Raw genomic sequence first — 18,106 nt, 5'->3', positions numbered from 1 at the left:
CGCCCTGCGTAGCGGGGCAAAGTAAAAAATTTATGAGAAGAATAAATAGAGAAAAAGATTTATCGATATTAGGGATATTTTTGACCCTTTTGTTTGTTGCAATGTCGTGTTCAAAAAGTGATAATCCCCCTGTAGAAATCATAGAACCTGTAGAGGAAACCACATTTACCAATCCGTTGGTTACCGGTGCAGATCCCTATGTATTTCAAGATGGTGACACCTATTATTATATGCATACCGTAGGTAACGCAATACGTCTTTGGGAAACCGAAGCGCTTGAAGATCTTGCCTCTGCAACTTCCAAAGAGGTTTTTAGACCTACATCCGGAACCCCCAATTCGCGAAACATTTGGGCTCCGGAGATTTTTAAACTGGATGGAAAATGGTATATCTATTACACGGCGGGTGATGGTGAAGACATCAACCAGCGTACCTGGGTTTTAGAGAATTCAAATGCTGATCCTATGCAGGGTACTTGGGTAGATAAAGGTAAGATTTATAACGCTCAGGCAGATTTTTGGGCTATTGACGGCACCGTTATGGAACACGAGGGAAAAAGATATTTTCTATGGTCTGGGAGACCCGACAGAACAAATGCCGATCTAACTCAGAAAATTTATATTTCTGAGATGAGCAATCCCTGGACGCTTACCGGTGATGTTACTTTATTAACCGAGCCCGAATTTAGTTGGGAGCGTAATGGCTTCGGGGTAAATGAGGCTCCTGAAGTTTTAAAAGGCCCGGACACTTTTTTTATGATTTACTCTGCAAGCTTTTGTGGTACCGATGATTATGCCCTGGGAATGTTAAGTCTGAAAGAAAATGGCAATCCAATGGTTGCTTCAGACTGGGTGAAATCAGATCAGCCTGTATTTACCAAAAAGCCATCGGCTAATGCATATGGACCTGGACATAACGGCTTTTTTAAATCACCAGACGGTTCTGAAAATTGGCTTATTTATCATGCAAATCCAAATTCAGGTATGGGTTGTTCGGTAAACAGAACGGTGCGTATGCAGCAATTTACTTATGACTCCGGTGGAAAGCCCAATTTTGGAGAGCCGGTGGCCACAGGTTTGGAAATCGAACAACCTGCAAAAAATTAATTTAATGAGAATACTACTTACTGGTTTAATAACCTGTTTGCTGAGTTGTGCAGTTTATGCTCAAAGCTTTCAAAATCCGGTTTTGGATTCGGGTGCAGACCCCTATAGTATATACGTAGACGGTTTTTATTACTACACGCATACCGTAGGGGATCGCATCGTGCTTTATAAAACAAAAAATCTCGCAAATCTTCGTGAAGCAGATTCCAGGACGATCTGGATTCCGCCTAAAGGAACAGCCTATAGTCATGAAATTTGGGCTCCAGAGATACATTTTATAGATAATGCGTGGTACGTTTATTTTGCTGCAGACGATGGGGATAATACCAATCACAGGATGTATGCCATTCAGAATACCACCAAAGACCCTTTTAGTGAAAATTGGGAATTTAAAGGCAAACTTGCGGCATATCCTGATCGTTGGGCTATAGACGGTAATGTTTTTAAGTTTAAAGATCAGTTGTATATGGTTTGGTCTGGCTGGGAAGGCGAGATTAATGAACAGCAAAACATCTATATCTCAAAAATGTCGAATCCCTGGACTCTTGAAGGAAACAGAGTTCTTATTGCCGAACCTGTACATAATTGGGAAAAGCAGGGAGATTTAAACGATGTTAACAATCCGCCTCACGTTAATGTCAATGAAGGTCCTCAGTTTTTAGAGCATAACGGAAACGTATTTATTGTGTATTCGGCCAGTGGCTGCTGGACAGACTACTACGCTTTGGGTCTTATCGAATTTGATGGTGATGATTTATTAAATCCTGCAGCCTGGTCGAAAAAAGCCAGGCCTGTATTCGCGAAATCTGAAGAAAACGGTGTTTATGCTCCCGGGCATAACTCATTCTTTAAATCTCCTGACGGGACCGAAGACTGGATTTTATATCACGCTAATGCCAATCCCGGAGACGGTTGTGGTGGAAAACGATCACCCAGAATGCAAAAAATAAACTGGAATGATGATGGTACACCCAATCTTGGGATACCGGTATCTACCGAAACTTTATTGTCAATACCCTTAGAAAATTAATAGTATGAAAAATTTTAAACTAGCATTGATCTGTCTTTTTGCAGGTCTTTCAACTTTAAATGCTCAGGAACGCTGGAGCAAAGAAAAAGCCGATGCCTGGTATGCCAGCCACGATTGGATCACGGGGGCGAATTTTATTCCCAGTACGGCTATCAATCAGCTTGAAATGTGGCAGGAAGATACTTTTGATCCGCAAACCATAGATCGGGAGTTGGGATATGCCGAAGGCATAGGTTTTAATACCATGAGGGTTTATCTACACAGTTTGGCCTATAAGGCAGATCCTAAAGGTTTTAAAGAGCGCGTAGACACCTATTTAGGTCTTGCTGACAAGCACAGTATCAAAACCATACTGGTAATCTTTGATGATGTATGGGATCCTAATCCTGAAATTGGTAAACAGCGTGATCCAAAACCCGGGGTACACAACTCAGGATGGATGCAGGATCCGGGTTATCCCGCATCAAAGGACAACGCAGATTCAGCAGAGCTGAAAATCTATGTTCAGGATATAATCAAAACCTTTAAAGATGATGACCGCGTTTTGCTATGGGACTTATACAATGAGCCCGGGAACAGCGGAAAGAAAACAGAAAGTCTTCCATTACTTAAAAACGTTTTTTCCTGGGCACGTGAGGTTAACCCTTCACAACCCTTATCTGCCGGGCTATGGGATTGGAGTTTCATCGAACTTAATGCGTTTCAGGCTCAACATTCAGATATTATAACCTATCATGATTATGAAAGTCCGGATTGGCATCGTAGAGTTATTGAATTGCTGAAATCGCACGACCGTCCTATGATTTGTACCGAATATATGGCTCGTACCCGAAATAACCGTTTTTCAAACACCTTACCCATGTTGGCCGAGTATACTATAGGAGCTATCAATTGGGGTCTGGTTAACGGTAAAACCAATACGATTTATGCCTGGGATACTCCTATCGAATCAGGAGCGGAGCCGGTAGAATGGTTTCACGATATTTTCAGAAAGGACGGAACACCATACAGACAAGACGAGATAGATCTTATTAAAAAGTTGAATAATCAAAACAAGAAAAAATAGAAAGTATTTAATATCTAGCCTAAAACTTTCTATTAGCAACGCCGAATTTAGATATTCGGCGTTTTCTTTTAATAGTGCTCATTTTTACATTAATTATTTTAAAGAAAGAATTACTCTTTAATTTTAAAATATCAATAATAAATTGGATAACATTAATATTCAAAATAAGTATGATCGAGACGATTTATCAGTATCAATAAAAATGAAATTTCAGTTAAAGGAAGTGTGTAGTTCATAAACATTATCCCTGAAAGCATTCAGGCTGTTAAATTTGCAAATTAATATGAAGACTTAATTCAATTTCTTGCAGATCTGGCGGAAATAATAACGAGAAATAGGAGATTCTTTTTAAGAAGTATAGATTAAGCAATTACGAATTCCTAATTTAAATGCTTTAGATTATTTTATTTATGCAGATCAGTAGAATTTAATAATAGAGATTTAATTAAAACCGGAAGCATTACTCTTTTATGATAACGCCCGTCCAGCTAGCTGGACGGGCGTTTAGGTTTATGCAAAACTCATTTTACTAAATTCTTTAATCCCAGCGGTTGCTCATTTGATTTTTAGAGTCTTCATGGTAGACATAGATACCCTGATCAAGATATTTTCTGTGTTTTTCTCCAGAACACATTACATAACCTTGAAGTGGGTCGCAATGAGGAGAGCCAAACAGATGGCTGGTTTCGTGAATCATTACGATCTGTGCACGATTTATGGAAAGGTCAAAATCAAACAAACCAGATATTTGCACATTGATCCATCCACAAGCAACTCCCCCAAAAGAATCTGGAGTAGCAACCATTAGATAATCAAAACCGTGATTTTCAGGTTGTGTTCCCACAGGACCTTTCCAGTCATCAAGTAAGCCAAGGGTCTCACCACCAAGGGCAATAGCTTTTTCACACAGTCCATCATCAAGAGGATGGTCAGAAACGTTTATAGTTTGTATGGGGTAGAATAATTGTTTTACGCCCATCATTTCATCGAAACCACCGTCGTAATCGGTGTATGTGTCAGATTTACTGTATAACTCAACTCTGCGGGTGAACGCATCTTCGAGGTATTTCTTCATAGAAACATTTGCATTGGTTTTATTGAGATAGGAAGCATTGTAAAGCACAGGAACGAGAAGCACATTACTCGAATTAATTTTAAATACACGTCCAGAATAATCGGTATCAGGAACATCGTTTACATTAACAGACTCTATAAAATATTCACCTCGTCCCAGCGCATAGTGCTTACCATTATAAGCATCTTGAAAAAAAGGTCCAACATTAAGCGTTAATGTGGCAGTCTCTCCGGCAGCAATTTGTTTCTCAACAGTAGGTAGTGTAACATTTTTGTAATCTGAAAACCTACTGCTAGATAATTTAGGAGAAACGATAGCTTTACCGGATTTGGAACTGGTATTTTGAATCTGAATTTTAATGGCGATCTCATCGCCTTTAATAGGAGTTTCATTGTTTAAATTTGACACGTCAATCGCAATAATGTCAAAATTGGCGACGCTTTCATCGGGAGAATCATTTCCTGAGGAGCAAGAAAGGAGAACAGCAATGGCTAAAATAGATAAGTACTTCATTATATTTAAGTTATATTAAGTAAAACGTTTTACTAAACTAAGTTTTATTTTCTTAATAACAATGGTGTTTGTAGAATAGATTAAGGTTTTAACTTTTGAAGTTGTACTAATTATATTGATTGTTTTACGAAGAAATAACCAATACATCATTATGAGTACTCCATGTTGGAGGTATTATGAGTCGAAAAACAATTGCATAAAAAAAAATCATCAGGATTAGCAGTGATGTAAAAGAGCATAGAAAATGAATCTGTGTACTCAGGTTTTTTAAATGTTTAAATTAATATTAAGGGAAGGCATTAATTAGGTTGAAAGTCGCTAGTAAATCGTTTAATAATTTATAGCCTTAACTATATCGGTGATAGTAAAGAATTTATCTAGGCTATGAAATTGCCTTTATTCTCTAATTAAAAAGCCTTGGGCTGATTTAGATTTCAACAAAACAGTATAACTTATAAATGCCAAAAATTTTAAATTGTCCTGGTTCTTTATTACAAAAAGTCTATTTTAAATTAACTCAAAAACGTGGCATTTTAATTTTTGTATTCCTGAAAAACCTTTAGATTTACAAAGTAAAACGTTTTAGTAGTGTTTTAATTATATTTTATTTCAGCACTAAAGTTTTTATAATTTTTTTTAGCAAAATAATCATTACAACCATTCATAATTATAATTAATAACCTATGAAAACATCTGAAAGAATACCTGTAGTACCTATGAAGCTATTAGTGCCTTTTGTTTTAGTAACATCTCTTTTTGCTTTGTGGGGGTTTGCCAATGCGGTAACAGACCCGATGGTACAGGCATTTAAAAAAGTACTTGAACTTTCTAATTCACAGGCTGCCTGGGTCCAAATGGCATTTTACGGTGGATATTTCTGTATGGCACTACCAGCTGCCTTATTTGTACGTAAGTTCTCCTATAAATCTGGTGTATTAGTTGGTCTTACTTTGTATTCTGCAGGTGCACTATTATTTTATCCTGCTGCAACAACCGGACTATTTTGGTTTTTTTGTCTCGGTTTATATATTCTAACTTTTGGATTAGCATTTCTTGAAACTACTGCGAATCCTTATATATTGGCAATGGGAGATCCTAAAACGGCTACGCAGCGTCTCAACCTCGCTCAGGCCTTTAATCCGTTAGGGCTTATTGCAGGTCTTATGGTTGCAAAATTTTTCGTGCTTGATTTGCTTCAATCTGATGATGTAGCGAATTTCTCTGCACTACCAGAAGCACAAAAACTCTTGATCAAATCTGCCGATCTTATGGTCATCCGTAATCCTTATGTGATATTAGGACTTGTTGTACTGGCCATACTTATTTTGATTGCTGTAAATAAAATGCCTCAGGCAAAAGGCGAAGGTGAAATACCAGGTGTTAAAGAGACATTTCGACAATTATTCAAAAACAACCGTTATACTTTTGGTGTGCTGGCTTTGGTACTCTATATGGGAGCTCAGATTATGTGCTGGACCTATATTTATCAATATGCAGAAGCGCAAGGAGTGTCAAATTCTACTGCGGCAAACTATCAGTTGGGAGCATTTATCCTTTTCACGGCAGGTCGTGCTCTTGGGACATACCTGCTAAAGTTTATGAGTTCCGGTAAATTACTGTTTTATTTTGCGGCGCTAGGCGGACTGTTTACTTTGGGAGTTGTGGTACTTGAAGGTAGTATTGGGTTATATTGCTTAATAACAGTATCTCTCTTTTTATCTATTATGTTCCCTACAATATATGGGATTGCTCTAGAAGGTTTGAAAGAAGAACAATCAAAAATTGGAGCAGCAGGTTTGGTTATGGCGATTGTAGGTGGTGCATTATTGCCGAAACTTCAGGGTATGTTGATTGATTTAGGTGGAGTAGGTGTAGACGACATTCAGGTAATGGGAATTTCAGAAATGAACTTATCTTTTTTATTACCGGTGATATGCTTGGCACTAGTTGCGATGTATGGTATATGGATTCATAGAAAAGATAAGCAGTTACAACAAGCTTAATTCATACAGAACAAATAAGAATGCAAAGATTACTTTTACTACTTCTTGGGGTTTTAATTGCTCATCAGAGCTATTCACAAAAAAAAACTAGCGATTATGTAAATGTTTTTTTGGGCACCAGTGGAGATCATGGGCAGATGTCTCCATCTGCAACCACGCCTTTCAATATGATGAATTTGGGACCTCAAACCAATCCTCACCAACATACTGGTTATGAATATTATGCAAACCAATTTTATGGTTTTACGCACACCCGTATGGAAGGTGTAGGTTGTACCGGAAGCGGAGGGAACATTCTAATCAAACCCATTCTAGGTTATGATATTGATACTCCCCTTATTAAAAATAGTCAGGATGGAGAGCCTGGTTACTATCACGTTGATTTTGAAAATGGTATAGACGCAAAACTTACAGTTGGTCCAAATTTAGGCTTACACCAATATGAATTCCCGAACACAAATAGCGGTTTGTATATAGATCTGGGCTTTGCACTTAGTAATCGCTTTGTGTCCGAAAACCATGAGATTGAAGGTAATGTAATTTCCGGCTTTGTAGATACTAAAACAACCTGTCATGCCGGTACTTATCGTATTTACTTTGCTATTCGGATTCCTCAAAATTCTGAAATAAAGATTAAAGGAGATCACGGCTTATTAATAAATACCGGGCGTAAGCGTGTTGATGTTCAGGTGGGTTTTTCTTCGGTAAATGAAGAATACGCCAAAAAAAGGCTTAGCCGTAAGTCTTTTGCAGCTGTAAAAGAAGCAGCTGATGCAAGCTGGGACAAACATTTGAGTCGTATAGAAGTGAAAGGGGAGAAGGAGCGTGTTAAACTCTTTTACTCTCTCTTGTATCGAACTGCACAATCTCCATTTTTAATTTCTGAAGATGATGGTACTTTTAAAGCCACAGATGGAAATAATTATAACGAAGAGTATAAATTTTACAGTGGCTGGGCAATTTGGGATAATTATCGGGAGCAGTTGCCACTATTATCCCTAGCCTATCCTGATACTTTTCAGGACATAGCAACCAGCATTTCAAATCTTTACCACTACGGGAAGAAAGATTGGGCAACAGAAAATGAACCCGCCCCAACTGTGCGCACCGAGCATGCTATGGTTGTTTTACTTGACGCTGTGCGTAAAGGTTATTACGTAGATTTTGAAGATATCAGAGAAGGTCTTGAAGAAGAGGCCGGTTCACTTGATTTTGGTGCTCCTGATAAAGCCCTGGAGTCTTCTTATGATTTATGGGCAATGAGTGAAATTTTAATGGATTTAGGCGATGTTCAGAAAAGCCGGGAATACCTTGAAAAGGCACTTAATTATAAATCGTACTGGAATAAAGACTTTAAAGACTTGTCAAAAGGAGATGTAGATCGAATGCAGGCAAGAGGACTTTATCAGGGGACAATATGGCAATATCGCTGGTTTGTGCCCTGGGATATTAAAGGTCTTAAGGAACTTGCAGGAGGTTCTGATGCTTTTGCATCACAATTAGACCGCTTCTTTGCAGATTTTAATTATAATCACGCTAATCAGCCTGATTTGCAAGTCCCCGGGTTATATAACGCTACAAATCAGCCCTGGAAATCACAGGAATTGTTCAGAAATATTCTTTTAGAACCTTTTGTACAAACCTATTTTAATGATAACAGCAAAGGTATAGACCCCTACGTTGGGCGCATATATCAGAATAAACCCAGGGCTTATTTGCGCACGATGGATGACGATGCAGGTACTATGTCGTCGTGGTTTGTACTTCATAGCATCGGTTTATCTGCTGCTAATGTAGGAACCCCGGTTTATTACCTGACTGCACCCATTTTTAAGGAGGTAAGCCTCCATATTAATGAGGAAACAACATTCATTATTAAAGTGAAAAATTATGATGAGGATCATTTTTACGTACATTCTGCAAAGTTGAATGGAGAAGCAATAAAAAGAAACTGGTTACATCAGGAGGAGATTATGAAAGGAGGAGAGTTGATTATTGAAACAGGACCTAAGCCAAACAAAACCTGGGGAACTGATTCTTTTGTTACTGAAGTGCGAACAGAATAAAAACCTTTCACTTAATAAAAAAACCTCCTGATTTTTCAGGAGGTTTTTTTATTAAGCTTTCAGGCAATTAGGTAATGAGGTTACCTTCGTTATCCCACTCTGCTGTGATTCCTCGTTTATCCTGATCGACACATTTTGCAATCCATTCCGGGTCATAACTAACCCCGTGTTTTTGAAGAACTTCTTCTGGAACACCATCCCAGATGTTAGGCTGGTTTCCTTTGTAGCCTAAATCTTCAATACCCATTTTAGAAGTGTAGTACCCGGTCATCGTTAAGTTGCGCATAAGCGAAAAGAACTTCACTTCAACCGGTTGTTCCCAGCCCGGTTTATTAGGGTCTGGGAATGCTACCGTATCTAAAATAGCTTTCTGATCTGATTCTGAGGCTGTAATAAATTCGGTGTTATAATTTGTATTTGCTGTATGGTCGAGCCACATAAGCCCTCCTCTTATGGGGGTCTTCATATAAGGCATGTCTTTTACAATAAATTCAATAAAATCTGGTACACCGGCATCTGTAGCGCTGCCGTACTCCTCATTTGCAGGAAGAATAAGCGCGCATAATACGTTTAGCGTATTCATTTCGTGCTCATTAAAAAACTGTTCTGATTTTAGCTCTTCAATAAGTTCAAGTTCTTCAGGTGTTCTGCCGAAATATTCCTCTGCAGCTTTAGCTATTTCGGGTTCCGGAGCTGCAACATCTGTATTACAGCCGGTTAATAAGAGTCCTGTTCCTAAAGAACCTAAAAACATAGACTTTAAACTATCTCTTCTGTGCATAATTTAGATATTTTGCTGTTTTAATTGTTCAATGATGTAATCTGATGCTCTCCAGGATAAGGCAAGAATGGTCCACGTTGGGTTTTTGTCTGCTTGCGAAACAAAAGGTCCTGCATCAACTATGAAAACATTGTTTACCTCGTGTAATTGTTGAAATTTATTTACAACAGAAGTTTTAGGATCGTTCCCCATGCGGGTAGTACCTACCTCGTGTATAATACGCCCCGGATTTTCTAAACCATAGTTGGATTCTTTTGACGGAGCATTCTGAAGCATAATACCGCCCATGTTATGAACGATTTCCTCGAAACTGTCATTCATGTGTTTCGCCTGATTTACTTCATGTTCAGACCACTTGTAATTAAATCTCAAAACAGGAATGCCAAATTCATCAACAGTAGTAGGATCTATTTCACAATAGTTGTCTTTCATAGCAATTGATTCACCGCGGCCGGCCATACCAATTGTAGAGCCGTAATATTTTTTAACATCAGATCGCAGACTATTACCATAGCCACCTACTGTTTGATTAAAAAAGCGATTCAAATCGTTTGGATTAAATCCAAAGCCATAACTAGGCATTCCTAAGCCACCCCAAACTTCAATATGATATCCACGAGGGAAGTTAAGTTTCTTATTATCTCCCCACCAGGGTGTGTATACGTGCATTCCACCCACACCATCTTCATTGTAAGTGTCACGATTCATTAAATCTGGAATAAAGGCAGATCGGCTTGCTCCTGTAGAATCGTGTAAGTACCTGCCAACCATATCACTACTATTGCCTAAACCGTTAGGATGCTGTTTACTTTTAGAGTTTAAAAGAATTCGGGCAGAACTACAGGCTGAAGCTGCTAATACGACCACTTTGCCTTTGAGTTTATATTCTTTGCGGTCTTCCTTACTTATGTAGGATACTCCGGTGGCTTTTCCTTCCTCGTCTGTGGTGACTTCACGTACCATTGCATTTACAAAAAGATCGATCTGACCTCCATTTTTTTGAGCAGGGAAAATCAAGCAGGTACCTGAAGAAAAGTCTGCATAGACCGCGCAGGCTCTCGAGCATTGACCGCAATAGAAACAAATGCCACGGTCATCATTAATTTTTTTTGTAAGCATAGACATACGGGATGGTATTACCGGTATGTTTGATTTCTTTGCTCCTTTTATATAAAAAAGTTCGTGTAGTCTTGGTTTCGGTGGTGGAAGGAAAAACCCGTCGGGTTCGTTTTCGATGTTTTCTTTTGTTCCAAAAACACCAATAAGCTTATCAACCTTATCGTAATAAGGTTTAACATCTTCATAACCAATAGGCCAGTCGTCTCCAAAGCCATCATAACTGTAGTGTTTAAAATCACGCTCTCCAAATCGAAGAGAGATACGTCCCCAATGATTGGTACGACCCCCTAGCATACGTGATCTAAACCAGTCAAAGCGGGTACCATCTTTCTGGGTGTAGGGTTCACCTTCAATTTCCCATCCACCATAGGCACTGTCGAAGTCCCCAAAAGGTCTTCTGTTTGAAGCTCCGCGTCGAGGCGATTCATAAGGCCATTTCAACTGAGTGCGTTGTTTACGGTCTGCAGGGTCAAAATGTGGGCCTGCTTCTAAGACAGCTACTTTAAGTCCGGCTTCAGATAAAACTTTAGTTGCCATGCCACCACCGGCACCTGAGCCTACTATAATGACATCGTAGACTTTTGATGATTCTTTAATTTGCATAGGTATTATTTAGTGTGAAAAATTAAAAATGTATTAAGGAGGTTATGTAGTAAGTATTTTCTTAGAAGAACCACGTTAAGTTAATTTATCAAAATTTCAACTTAATCCTTGCAATTATAGTAAAACGTTTTATTAATATTGCTAAAACGTTTTACTTTTAATTAATAAAATCAACAGCAAATCAAATTATTAACCAAATGAAATTCTAATTCAGAAAATCAAATATTTATGAACAACCAATTCAAAAAGCGAGCATTATTTCTGTTTTTGATTATAGGTATGGCTTTGGCCCAATCTATTCAAGCACAGGAAACTAAAATTGTAACTGGAAATGTAACAGATCCAAGCGGTGTGCCTTTACCAGGTGTTAATGTTCAGGAAAAGGGAACGAACAACGGTACTTCAACGGATTTTGATGGAAATTTTAGTATTGATGTAACATCTAACAATGCTATACTTGTATTTAGTTATGTAGGTATGAAGCCTGTAGAGCAACAGGTAGGAACTCAATCTAATTTCCCAATAATTTTGCAATCTGACGAAGAGGCATTGCAAGAAGTTGTATTGATAGGTTACGGTTCTCAGGAAAGAAAAGCGGTTTCCACTGCTGTGACTAAGGTCGATACTGAAGATTTTAATCAAGGTGTGGTGCAATCGCCATTAGAATTGATTCAAGGTAAGGTAGCGGGCTTGCAAATCACAAGAGCAGGTGGTAATAACCCCAATGGAGGAACTGCGATACAGTTACGAGGAATTACTTCTTTAACTGGATCCAGATCCCCCCTTATCGTTATAGATGGTATTCCTGGAGGTAACTTAGATTTAATACAGCAAAATGATATTGAGTCATTCAATGTGCTTAAAGATGGTGCAGCTGCGGCAATTTATGGAACTAGAGGAACCAATGGCGTGATTCTTATTACGACCAAAAAGGGCCGTAAGGGAGCTGCGGCATTTACCTATTCAACATTTGTCTCAAGAGATTATGTAAACAGTAAACCAGACTTCTTATCCGCAAGTGAGTTTAGAGCAGCTATTGCTGATGGAATTATAGGTGAGAATAATGATTTAGGAGGTTCTACAGATATTTTTGACGAACTCATAAATGAGTCAAACCTTACACAGTATCACAATTTTGTTGCGTCTGGTGGAGGGGAGAAAAGTAATTACAGAGCTTCACTCTATTATCGGGATGCTCAGGGTATAGCCCTGGAGAATGGTCGTGAAGAGTTTGGCGCACGAGCAAGTTTTAACCAAACGGGTCTAAATGATAAATTGACATTCTCATCAAGTTTGGCAGTGAATCTAAACGATGCTAATCTTCTTGGTGGTGGTCAATTTGGTGCTGTAACAAGCTGGAATCCTACCGCGCCAATTTACGCTCCATATAATGTAACTGAAGAAGGCCAGTTGTTCAATCCTGGGCAATACGGATTCTACCAACCAGAAAATGGTTATAATCCATTTTCTGAATATGAAAACCGATTTAACGAGCGTAAGCAATTGACCTTTTCAGGTGATGCAAAATTATCATATGAAATTGCTTCAGGATTTGTTGCTTCTGTATTTGGATCGTATCAGAGAAACACATGGAACGATCGTTACTATAGAACTACTCAAGATTATGCTCAGTATAATAGTGGTAGTCCCTATTTTGGAACTGGGTATGCCTATAAGGGAAATCATCTGGATTATACTCAAACGGCAGAACCCACAATAACTTTCAATAAAGAATTCGGGGATAACAATTTTGAGATTTTAGGAGGTTACAGTTATCAGTACTCTACTACAGAAGAATATTCAATGGATAACTCAGGTTTTACTACAGATGGGTTTGAGGATTGGAATTTTGGTGCAGGTAATGCAATTACTGATACAGATTTGCCAAGGCCTAATCTTTCCAGCTTTAAAGAGGATAATACCTTGATTGCTTATTTTACACGTCTAAGTTATAATTATAAGGATCGCTATTTCCTTCAGGCTTCTGTAAGGCATGAAGGTTCTTCGCGTTTTGGTACAAATAATAAGTGGGCGAGCTTTCCGGCAGTTTCTGGTGCATGGTTACTTTCTGATGAAGAATTTGTGAAAAATTCAGGCTTTATAAACAACCTGAAGTTAAGAGCGGGTTATGGTGTTACAGGTAATCAGGGCATTCCTAACTATCAGTCTATTGTAACGCTTGGGACAGGTGGTAAATATCCCGTTTTTTTAGATAATGCTGATGGGGCAACCTATTATCAAACTTATGGTCCGGTAAAGAACCCAAACCCAGATCTTAAATGGGAAACCAAAAAAGAATTGAATATAGGTCTGGATTTTGGACTCTGGTTTAATAAGTTAAGCGGTTCTATCGATTACTATACCCGCCGTACCGAAGATCTGTTATTAAGTTATGACGTGCCTCAGCCTCCATTTGTTCAGGGAAGTATTTATACTAACGTTGGTAATATCACTAATAATGGTCTTGAACTTGCCTTAAGTTACAGAGTTTTGGAAGAAGGAGAGTTTACTTGGAATGTTGATTTAGTTGGAAGTTACCAAAGTAACGAATTGACAACTCTTTCCAACCAAGTGTTCTCTGTAAGCGAACTTTACGGTGGCAATATTGGTAACCCGGGTAACTTAGGTAATGCAATCCGTAATACAGAAGGCGGTCCTATTGGAAATTTTTACGGTAAGCGCTTTGCTGGATTTACAGTTGACGGCCAATGGTTGTTCCACAAAGCAGATGGTACAATTGGTAGAGCGAGTGATATGACTGAAGAAGATAAAGCTATAATAGGTAATGGTTTACCTAAATATTATGCTTCGTTAACCAATACTTTTCGCTATAAGAACTTTGATCTTACGGTATTGCTACGGGGTAAATTTAAGTACGATATCTTAAACACAGTTGATTTATTTTATGGTAATCCAAGCCTGTTACCGGGTAATGTACTTACCTCTGCTTTAAATCAATACAGTAATATTACTGAAGCGCCACAGTACTCAGATTACTATTTAGAGAACGGAAATTTTATCAAATTAGACAACCTTACTTTAGGTTACAATTTTAATCTTGGTGAAAAAAGTCCTTTTAGTGCTCTACGTGTATTTGGTAGTGCTAGAAATCTGGCAACCTTTACAGGTTATACAGGTCGTGATCCTGAAGTCCAGGACACCGGACTATATCCGGGAATTGATGATAGAAATTTCTACCCGAGAACTGCTACAGTAACCGCTGGGGTAAATGTTAACTTTTAATATTTAGAAAATGAACAAGATAAACTTATATCAGAAAGCTGTATGTGCGATTGGAATCTTATTTACTGTCGGGTGTACAGATCTTGAAGAAACAACCTATTCAGAACTTTCGGAATCTAATTTTTATAAAACAGAATTAGAGTTAGTTCAAGCTAATTTAAGGCCTTTTACACATATGCAAGCCTGGTTAGCATGGTCCGGTCAAAACGGCTATTACTATCATAATGAACTTTCTGCAGATCAAACGGCGTGGCCACAAAAAGGTAGGCACGGTTATGATAACGCAGACCACATTAGACAACATTACCATACTTGGACTTCTCAGGAAGGTCGTCTAAATAATGCCTGGAGATTGATGTGGACTGGAGTAGGCTTTGTAAATACAGCAATTGAAAGTATTGAGGCTGTAGATGCGAACGCCATAGGAGTAGAGCCAGAGCGTTTGGCTTCTATTATTGCAGAAGCCAAAGTATTAAGAGCTTATCATTATATGAAAATTATGGATATGTGGGGTAATGTGCCTATCGTAACCACTGTAGGTGAGCCTAATAATCCGGCTACGGCATCAAGAGAAGAGGTTTTTTCATTTATTGAACAAGAATTGTTAGATAATGTTGAGAAATTACAGCCTTTATCACCTAAGTTAATTGGTCGTATGAGTAGAGCTGTAGGATATTCAATTCTTTCAGAACTCTATCTAAATGCTGAGGTTTGGTCAGGTACACCGCGATGGCAGGATTGTATTACATATTCTGATAAAGTGATTAATGGGGATGGAGGTTCATTAACTGGCACTATTGCCTTGGATCAAGATCCTCTTGGGCCGTTTAATAACACCAATGAAGATTCACCAGAGAATATCTTCCAATTTCCATTTAGTCGCAAGAATGATTTTGGATACAGTTGGGCTTCATTCTATATGGGTTTCACAAATATGACTGCAGCTCTTGACGTAAATTATAGTGGAAACAATGCCTTTGTTGTAGTTCCAACAGCCTTTAATGCCTATAAGGAGAATGATATTCGTAAGCAGGAATGGTTCTTGTTTGGTCCACAATACAGATTTGGTACTAATGAGCCTATTTTAGGTTCAGAAGAATACAATGGTCAGCCATTTGTTTACGTTAATAATATTCGTAGAAATACGGAGGGTCAGACGGGAGAAGGTTCAATGACGGACGGTGAGGAGAACAGCGGAGCTCGTTTTCATAAGTATCGTTCAGGTACTCAGGACGATCCGAATTACTTGGAAGGAGATTATGTCATCTACAGACTCACCGAAATTTACTTTAATAAGGCAGAAGCACTGATGCGTTTAAATAATGGCAATGCTACACAGGAAGCTGTTGATCTTATTAATGAAAGTAAAATGCGCTATTTTACTGAGGAAGACTGGGAGTCAGAAGCTTATACAACCAACACACTTACTTTAAGTGAACTACTTGCTGAGCGTGGTAGAGAATTTATTTTTGAGGGAATGCGACGTACAGATCTTATTCGTTTTGGCGTGTTTACAACAGGTTCTTGGTGGGATCACGAGCCATCTGGGGATGAAAACTTGATCATATACCCTATACCATTTAGACAATTACAAGCAAACCCCAACCTTGTTCAAAACCCTGGATATTAAATAGCACACTATGAAAACACTTATAAAATATTTAAAACCAACGGTATTTTTATTAACCCTCGTGCTTTCGGCTTGTGAGGGAAGACGAGAATTTGATGATATTATAGAAACAGGCGTAAATCTTGATACTTATGATATTATCTTACTTGAGTCCGGTAATACGCTAGATGTTACAGCAACTTTTGAGCCTAACGTAGTGCCTCAGCGTAATTATGTCTGGGAAGTTGAAGATCCTAGCGTTGCAGATTTACAGAAAAATGAAGATCAATCTGTTACTTTAACAGCAACAGGTTCTGGAGAAACTATATTGCGTATCACTGCTGCAGATGATGAATCAATTACTGCTACAGCTCCGGTAAAAGTAATAGCTGGCCCTCCAGTAGATATCACTGATCAAAGTACTATCTCTGTTAATCGTGAATACAGTGGTGGAGCTACCGGTCGCGAAGGTTCTACTAAGCTTATAGATGGTGATCTAAATACAAAGTACCTCTCAGGTTTTGTTACTCCGTTTTGGATTAATTTGGAGTTTGATGAACCTGTAGTAGCCGGGTATTATTCATTCACATCAGGTAACGATGCCCCGGGTAGAGATCCTAAAAATTGGGAAATTCAAGGTTCTCAGGATAGCACAAACTGGACTACATTAGACTCAAGAACAGACTTCAGATTTGCAGACAGGTTGGAAACTCGTGAATTCTATTTTGATAATGATACCGCTTATAAATATTACCGTTTGAGTATTACAAGTAATAATGGAGATGGTTTATTTCAAATGACTGAATGGAGACTTTTCTTATTACCATTTTAATCTGTCTTTTGGTTTAAGCAATAATTACTCATTAGTCACCCTTATTAATTTTAAATTAGTTGGGGTGATTTTTTTTCATCTAATAGTTTCGAGTTTTTTATTTCATTTAATTATTAGGTTTTCCTTTTAAAAAGGAACTGAAAGGTTTTACTGAGTATTTAAACAAATAGCTAAGCATTTCTATGCTTAGCTATTTGTTTAAACTGCCACTATTTTTATTGTTTTTTTTATACATATTTTTAAGGATAAATAGATTTAATGAAATTTAGTATAAATCATAAAAGTCCCATACCCTTACATGCTCAGGTTGAGGATTTATTAAGAGAGCTTATAAAGGAGGAAGAGTATCAAAATGGAAAAACTTTGCCTAGTGAAGTTGAAATAAGTAATCGATTGGCGATTTCCAGATCAACGGTGAGGCAAGCCATTAAAAAATTGGTGTTTGAAGGATTACTGGTGCGCAGGAAAAAAGCAGGAACTAAAGTTGCTCCTAAACCTGTGAGCTCTAAATCAAATAATTGGCTCAGCTTTTCTCAGGAAATGAAACTCAGAGGGATTCCTATAAAAAATTTCGAGCTGAATTTAAGTTGGGTAAAACCTTCAGATGAAATTGCTCGTTTTTTTGAAATACCACTAGATAAAGATATTCTTAAAATGGAGCGGGTAAGAGGTAAGCCGGAAGAACCTTTCGTTTTCTTTGTATCGTATTTTCATCCCCGAATAGGCTTAACGGGTGAAGAAGATTTCACTCTTCCGCTATATGAAATGATAGAACAGGAGCATTCAATCATCGCTTCGTTATCTAAAGAGGAAATTAGTGCCAAAGCTGCGGATGAGGTAATTTCAAAGAAGCTTAATATTAAAAAGGGTACACCTGTTTTGTTTAGAAAACGTTTTGTGTTTGATCAGGGGGAACGTCCAATAGAATACAATTTGGGTTACTATAAATCAGATAGTTTTATTTATTCTGTAGAAAGTAGCAGATAACATGCTTCTACTTTAATTTCCAAAATAGACCTGCTCTTTTCTAAAAAAGGTATTTTACTTTAGATTTAATTAT

General features: G+C 38.0%; 12 protein-coding genes. 9 read left to right on the top strand and 3 right to left on the bottom strand.

Going from position 1 to position 18,106, the window contains the following annotated elements:
• Window positions 1-32: 32 nt before the first annotated feature.
• Genes ACSSS3_RS17805 through ACSSS3_RS17795 form a run of 3 tightly spaced genes read left to right on the top strand, consistent with a single transcriptional unit; the run spans window position 33 to window position 3,202 of the window.
• Window positions 33-1,106, top strand: coding sequence for a glycoside hydrolase family 43 protein (locus tag ACSSS3_RS17805; RefSeq protein WP_442845766.1), 1,074 nt, complete (start codon window positions 33-35; stop codon window positions 1,104-1,106).
• Between the two features lie 4 nt (window positions 1,107-1,110).
• Window positions 1,111-2,136: a glycoside hydrolase family 43 protein gene (locus ACSSS3_RS17800; protein ID WP_442845765.1), complete on the top strand. Its 1,026-nt coding sequence runs from the start codon at window positions 1,111-1,113 to the stop codon at window positions 2,134-2,136.
• Between the two features lie 4 nt (window positions 2,137-2,140).
• Complete coding sequence (locus tag ACSSS3_RS17795; protein WP_442845764.1) at window positions 2,141-3,202, top strand: cellulase family glycosylhydrolase; 1,062 nt, start codon at window positions 2,141-2,143, stop codon at window positions 3,200-3,202.
• 538 nt (window positions 3,203-3,740) lie between these two features.
• Here ACSSS3_RS17795 and ACSSS3_RS17790 read toward each other — a convergent pair.
• Window positions 3,741-4,790: a hypothetical protein gene (locus ACSSS3_RS17790; protein ID WP_442845763.1), complete on the bottom strand. Its 1,050-nt coding sequence runs from the start codon at window positions 4,788-4,790 to the stop codon at window positions 3,741-3,743.
• Window positions 4,791-5,473: 683 nt separating this feature from the next.
• On the opposite strand from ACSSS3_RS17790, the gene fucP reads away from it, so the two are divergent.
• Complete coding sequence (fucP, locus tag ACSSS3_RS17785; RefSeq protein ID WP_442845762.1) at window positions 5,474-6,793, top strand: L-fucose:H+ symporter permease; 1,320 nt, start codon at window positions 5,474-5,476, stop codon at window positions 6,791-6,793.
• Between the two features lie 20 nt (window positions 6,794-6,813).
• Window positions 6,814-8,859, top strand: a complete 2,046-nt coding sequence (locus tag ACSSS3_RS17780) for a glycoside hydrolase domain-containing protein (RefSeq protein WP_442845761.1) — start codon at window positions 6,814-6,816, stop codon at window positions 8,857-8,859.
• A 67-nt stretch (window positions 8,860-8,926) separates the two neighbouring features.
• Here ACSSS3_RS17780 and ACSSS3_RS17775 read toward each other — a convergent pair whose 3' ends face one another.
• Window positions 8,927-9,640, bottom strand: a complete 714-nt coding sequence (locus ACSSS3_RS17775) for a gluconate 2-dehydrogenase subunit 3 family protein (RefSeq protein ID WP_442845760.1) — start codon at window positions 9,638-9,640, stop codon at window positions 8,927-8,929.
• A gap of 3 nt (window positions 9,641-9,643) precedes the next feature.
• Complete coding sequence (locus ACSSS3_RS17770; RefSeq protein ID WP_442845759.1) at window positions 9,644-11,362, bottom strand: GMC family oxidoreductase; 1,719 nt, start codon at window positions 11,360-11,362, stop codon at window positions 9,644-9,646.
• Between the two features lie 228 nt (window positions 11,363-11,590).
• Here ACSSS3_RS17770 and ACSSS3_RS17765 point away from each other — a divergent pair, with 228 nt between their 5' ends.
• From ACSSS3_RS17765 to ACSSS3_RS17750, 4 genes are all read left to right on the top strand, one after another.
• The gene (locus ACSSS3_RS17765) at window positions 11,591-14,605 is read left to right on the top strand and encodes a SusC/RagA family TonB-linked outer membrane protein (RefSeq protein WP_442845758.1); all 3,015 of its coding nucleotides are present in this window, start codon (window positions 11,591-11,593) and stop codon (window positions 14,603-14,605) included.
• Between the two features lie 10 nt (window positions 14,606-14,615).
• Entirely contained in the window at window positions 14,616-16,235 is a 1,620-nt protein-coding gene (locus ACSSS3_RS17760; RefSeq protein ID WP_442845757.1) for a RagB/SusD family nutrient uptake outer membrane protein, read from the top strand.
• A gap of 10 nt (window positions 16,236-16,245) precedes the next feature.
• The gene (locus tag ACSSS3_RS17755) at window positions 16,246-17,046 is read left to right on the top strand and encodes a discoidin domain-containing protein (protein WP_442845756.1); all 801 of its coding nucleotides are present in this window, start codon (window positions 16,246-16,248) and stop codon (window positions 17,044-17,046) included.
• A 258-nt stretch (window positions 17,047-17,304) separates the two neighbouring features.
• Complete coding sequence (locus ACSSS3_RS17750; protein WP_442845755.1) at window positions 17,305-18,033, top strand: GntR family transcriptional regulator; 729 nt, start codon at window positions 17,305-17,307, stop codon at window positions 18,031-18,033.
• The last annotated feature ends 73 nt before the right edge of the window (window positions 18,034-18,106 follow it).

It is taken from the genome of Leeuwenhoekiella sp. H156, from assembly GCF_052218455.1.
Lineage (GTDB): Bacteria > Bacteroidota > Bacteroidia > Flavobacteriales > Flavobacteriaceae > Leeuwenhoekiella > Leeuwenhoekiella parthenopeia.
This window is presented reverse-complemented; position numbering and strand designations above follow the sequence as displayed.

Bases quoted from the DNA above. Each gene is read 5' to 3' on its own strand.
- ACSSS3_RS17775 (WP_442845760.1), bottom strand. From the start codon at position 9,640: ATGCACAGAAGAGATAGTTTAAAGTCTATGTTTTTAGGTTCTTTAGGA.
- ACSSS3_RS17800 (WP_442845765.1), top strand. From the start codon at position 1,111: ATGAGAATACTACTTACTGGTTTAATAACCTGTTTGCTGAGTTGTGCA.
- ACSSS3_RS17760 (WP_442845757.1), top strand. From the start codon at position 14,616: ATGAACAAGATAAACTTATATCAGAAAGCTGTATGTGCGATTGGAATC.
- ACSSS3_RS17755 (WP_442845756.1), top strand. From the start codon at position 16,246: ATGAAAACACTTATAAAATATTTAAAACCAACGGTATTTTTATTAACC.
- ACSSS3_RS17750 (WP_442845755.1), top strand. From the start codon at position 17,305: ATGAAATTTAGTATAAATCATAAAAGTCCCATACCCTTACATGCTCAG.
- ACSSS3_RS17795 (WP_442845764.1), top strand. From the start codon at position 2,141: ATGAAAAATTTTAAACTAGCATTGATCTGTCTTTTTGCAGGTCTTTCA.
- ACSSS3_RS17780 (WP_442845761.1), top strand. From the start codon at position 6,814: ATGCAAAGATTACTTTTACTACTTCTTGGGGTTTTAATTGCTCATCAG.
- ACSSS3_RS17770 (WP_442845759.1), bottom strand. From the start codon at position 11,362: ATGCAAATTAAAGAATCATCAAAAGTCTACGATGTCATTATAGTAGGC.
- ACSSS3_RS17805 (WP_442845766.1), top strand. From the start codon at position 33: ATGAGAAGAATAAATAGAGAAAAAGATTTATCGATATTAGGGATATTT.
- ACSSS3_RS17790 (WP_442845763.1), bottom strand. From the start codon at position 4,790: ATGAAGTACTTATCTATTTTAGCCATTGCTGTTCTCCTTTCTTGCTCC.
- ACSSS3_RS17765 (WP_442845758.1), top strand. From the start codon at position 11,591: ATGAACAACCAATTCAAAAAGCGAGCATTATTTCTGTTTTTGATTATA.
- fucP (WP_442845762.1), top strand. From the start codon at position 5,474: ATGAAAACATCTGAAAGAATACCTGTAGTACCTATGAAGCTATTAGTG.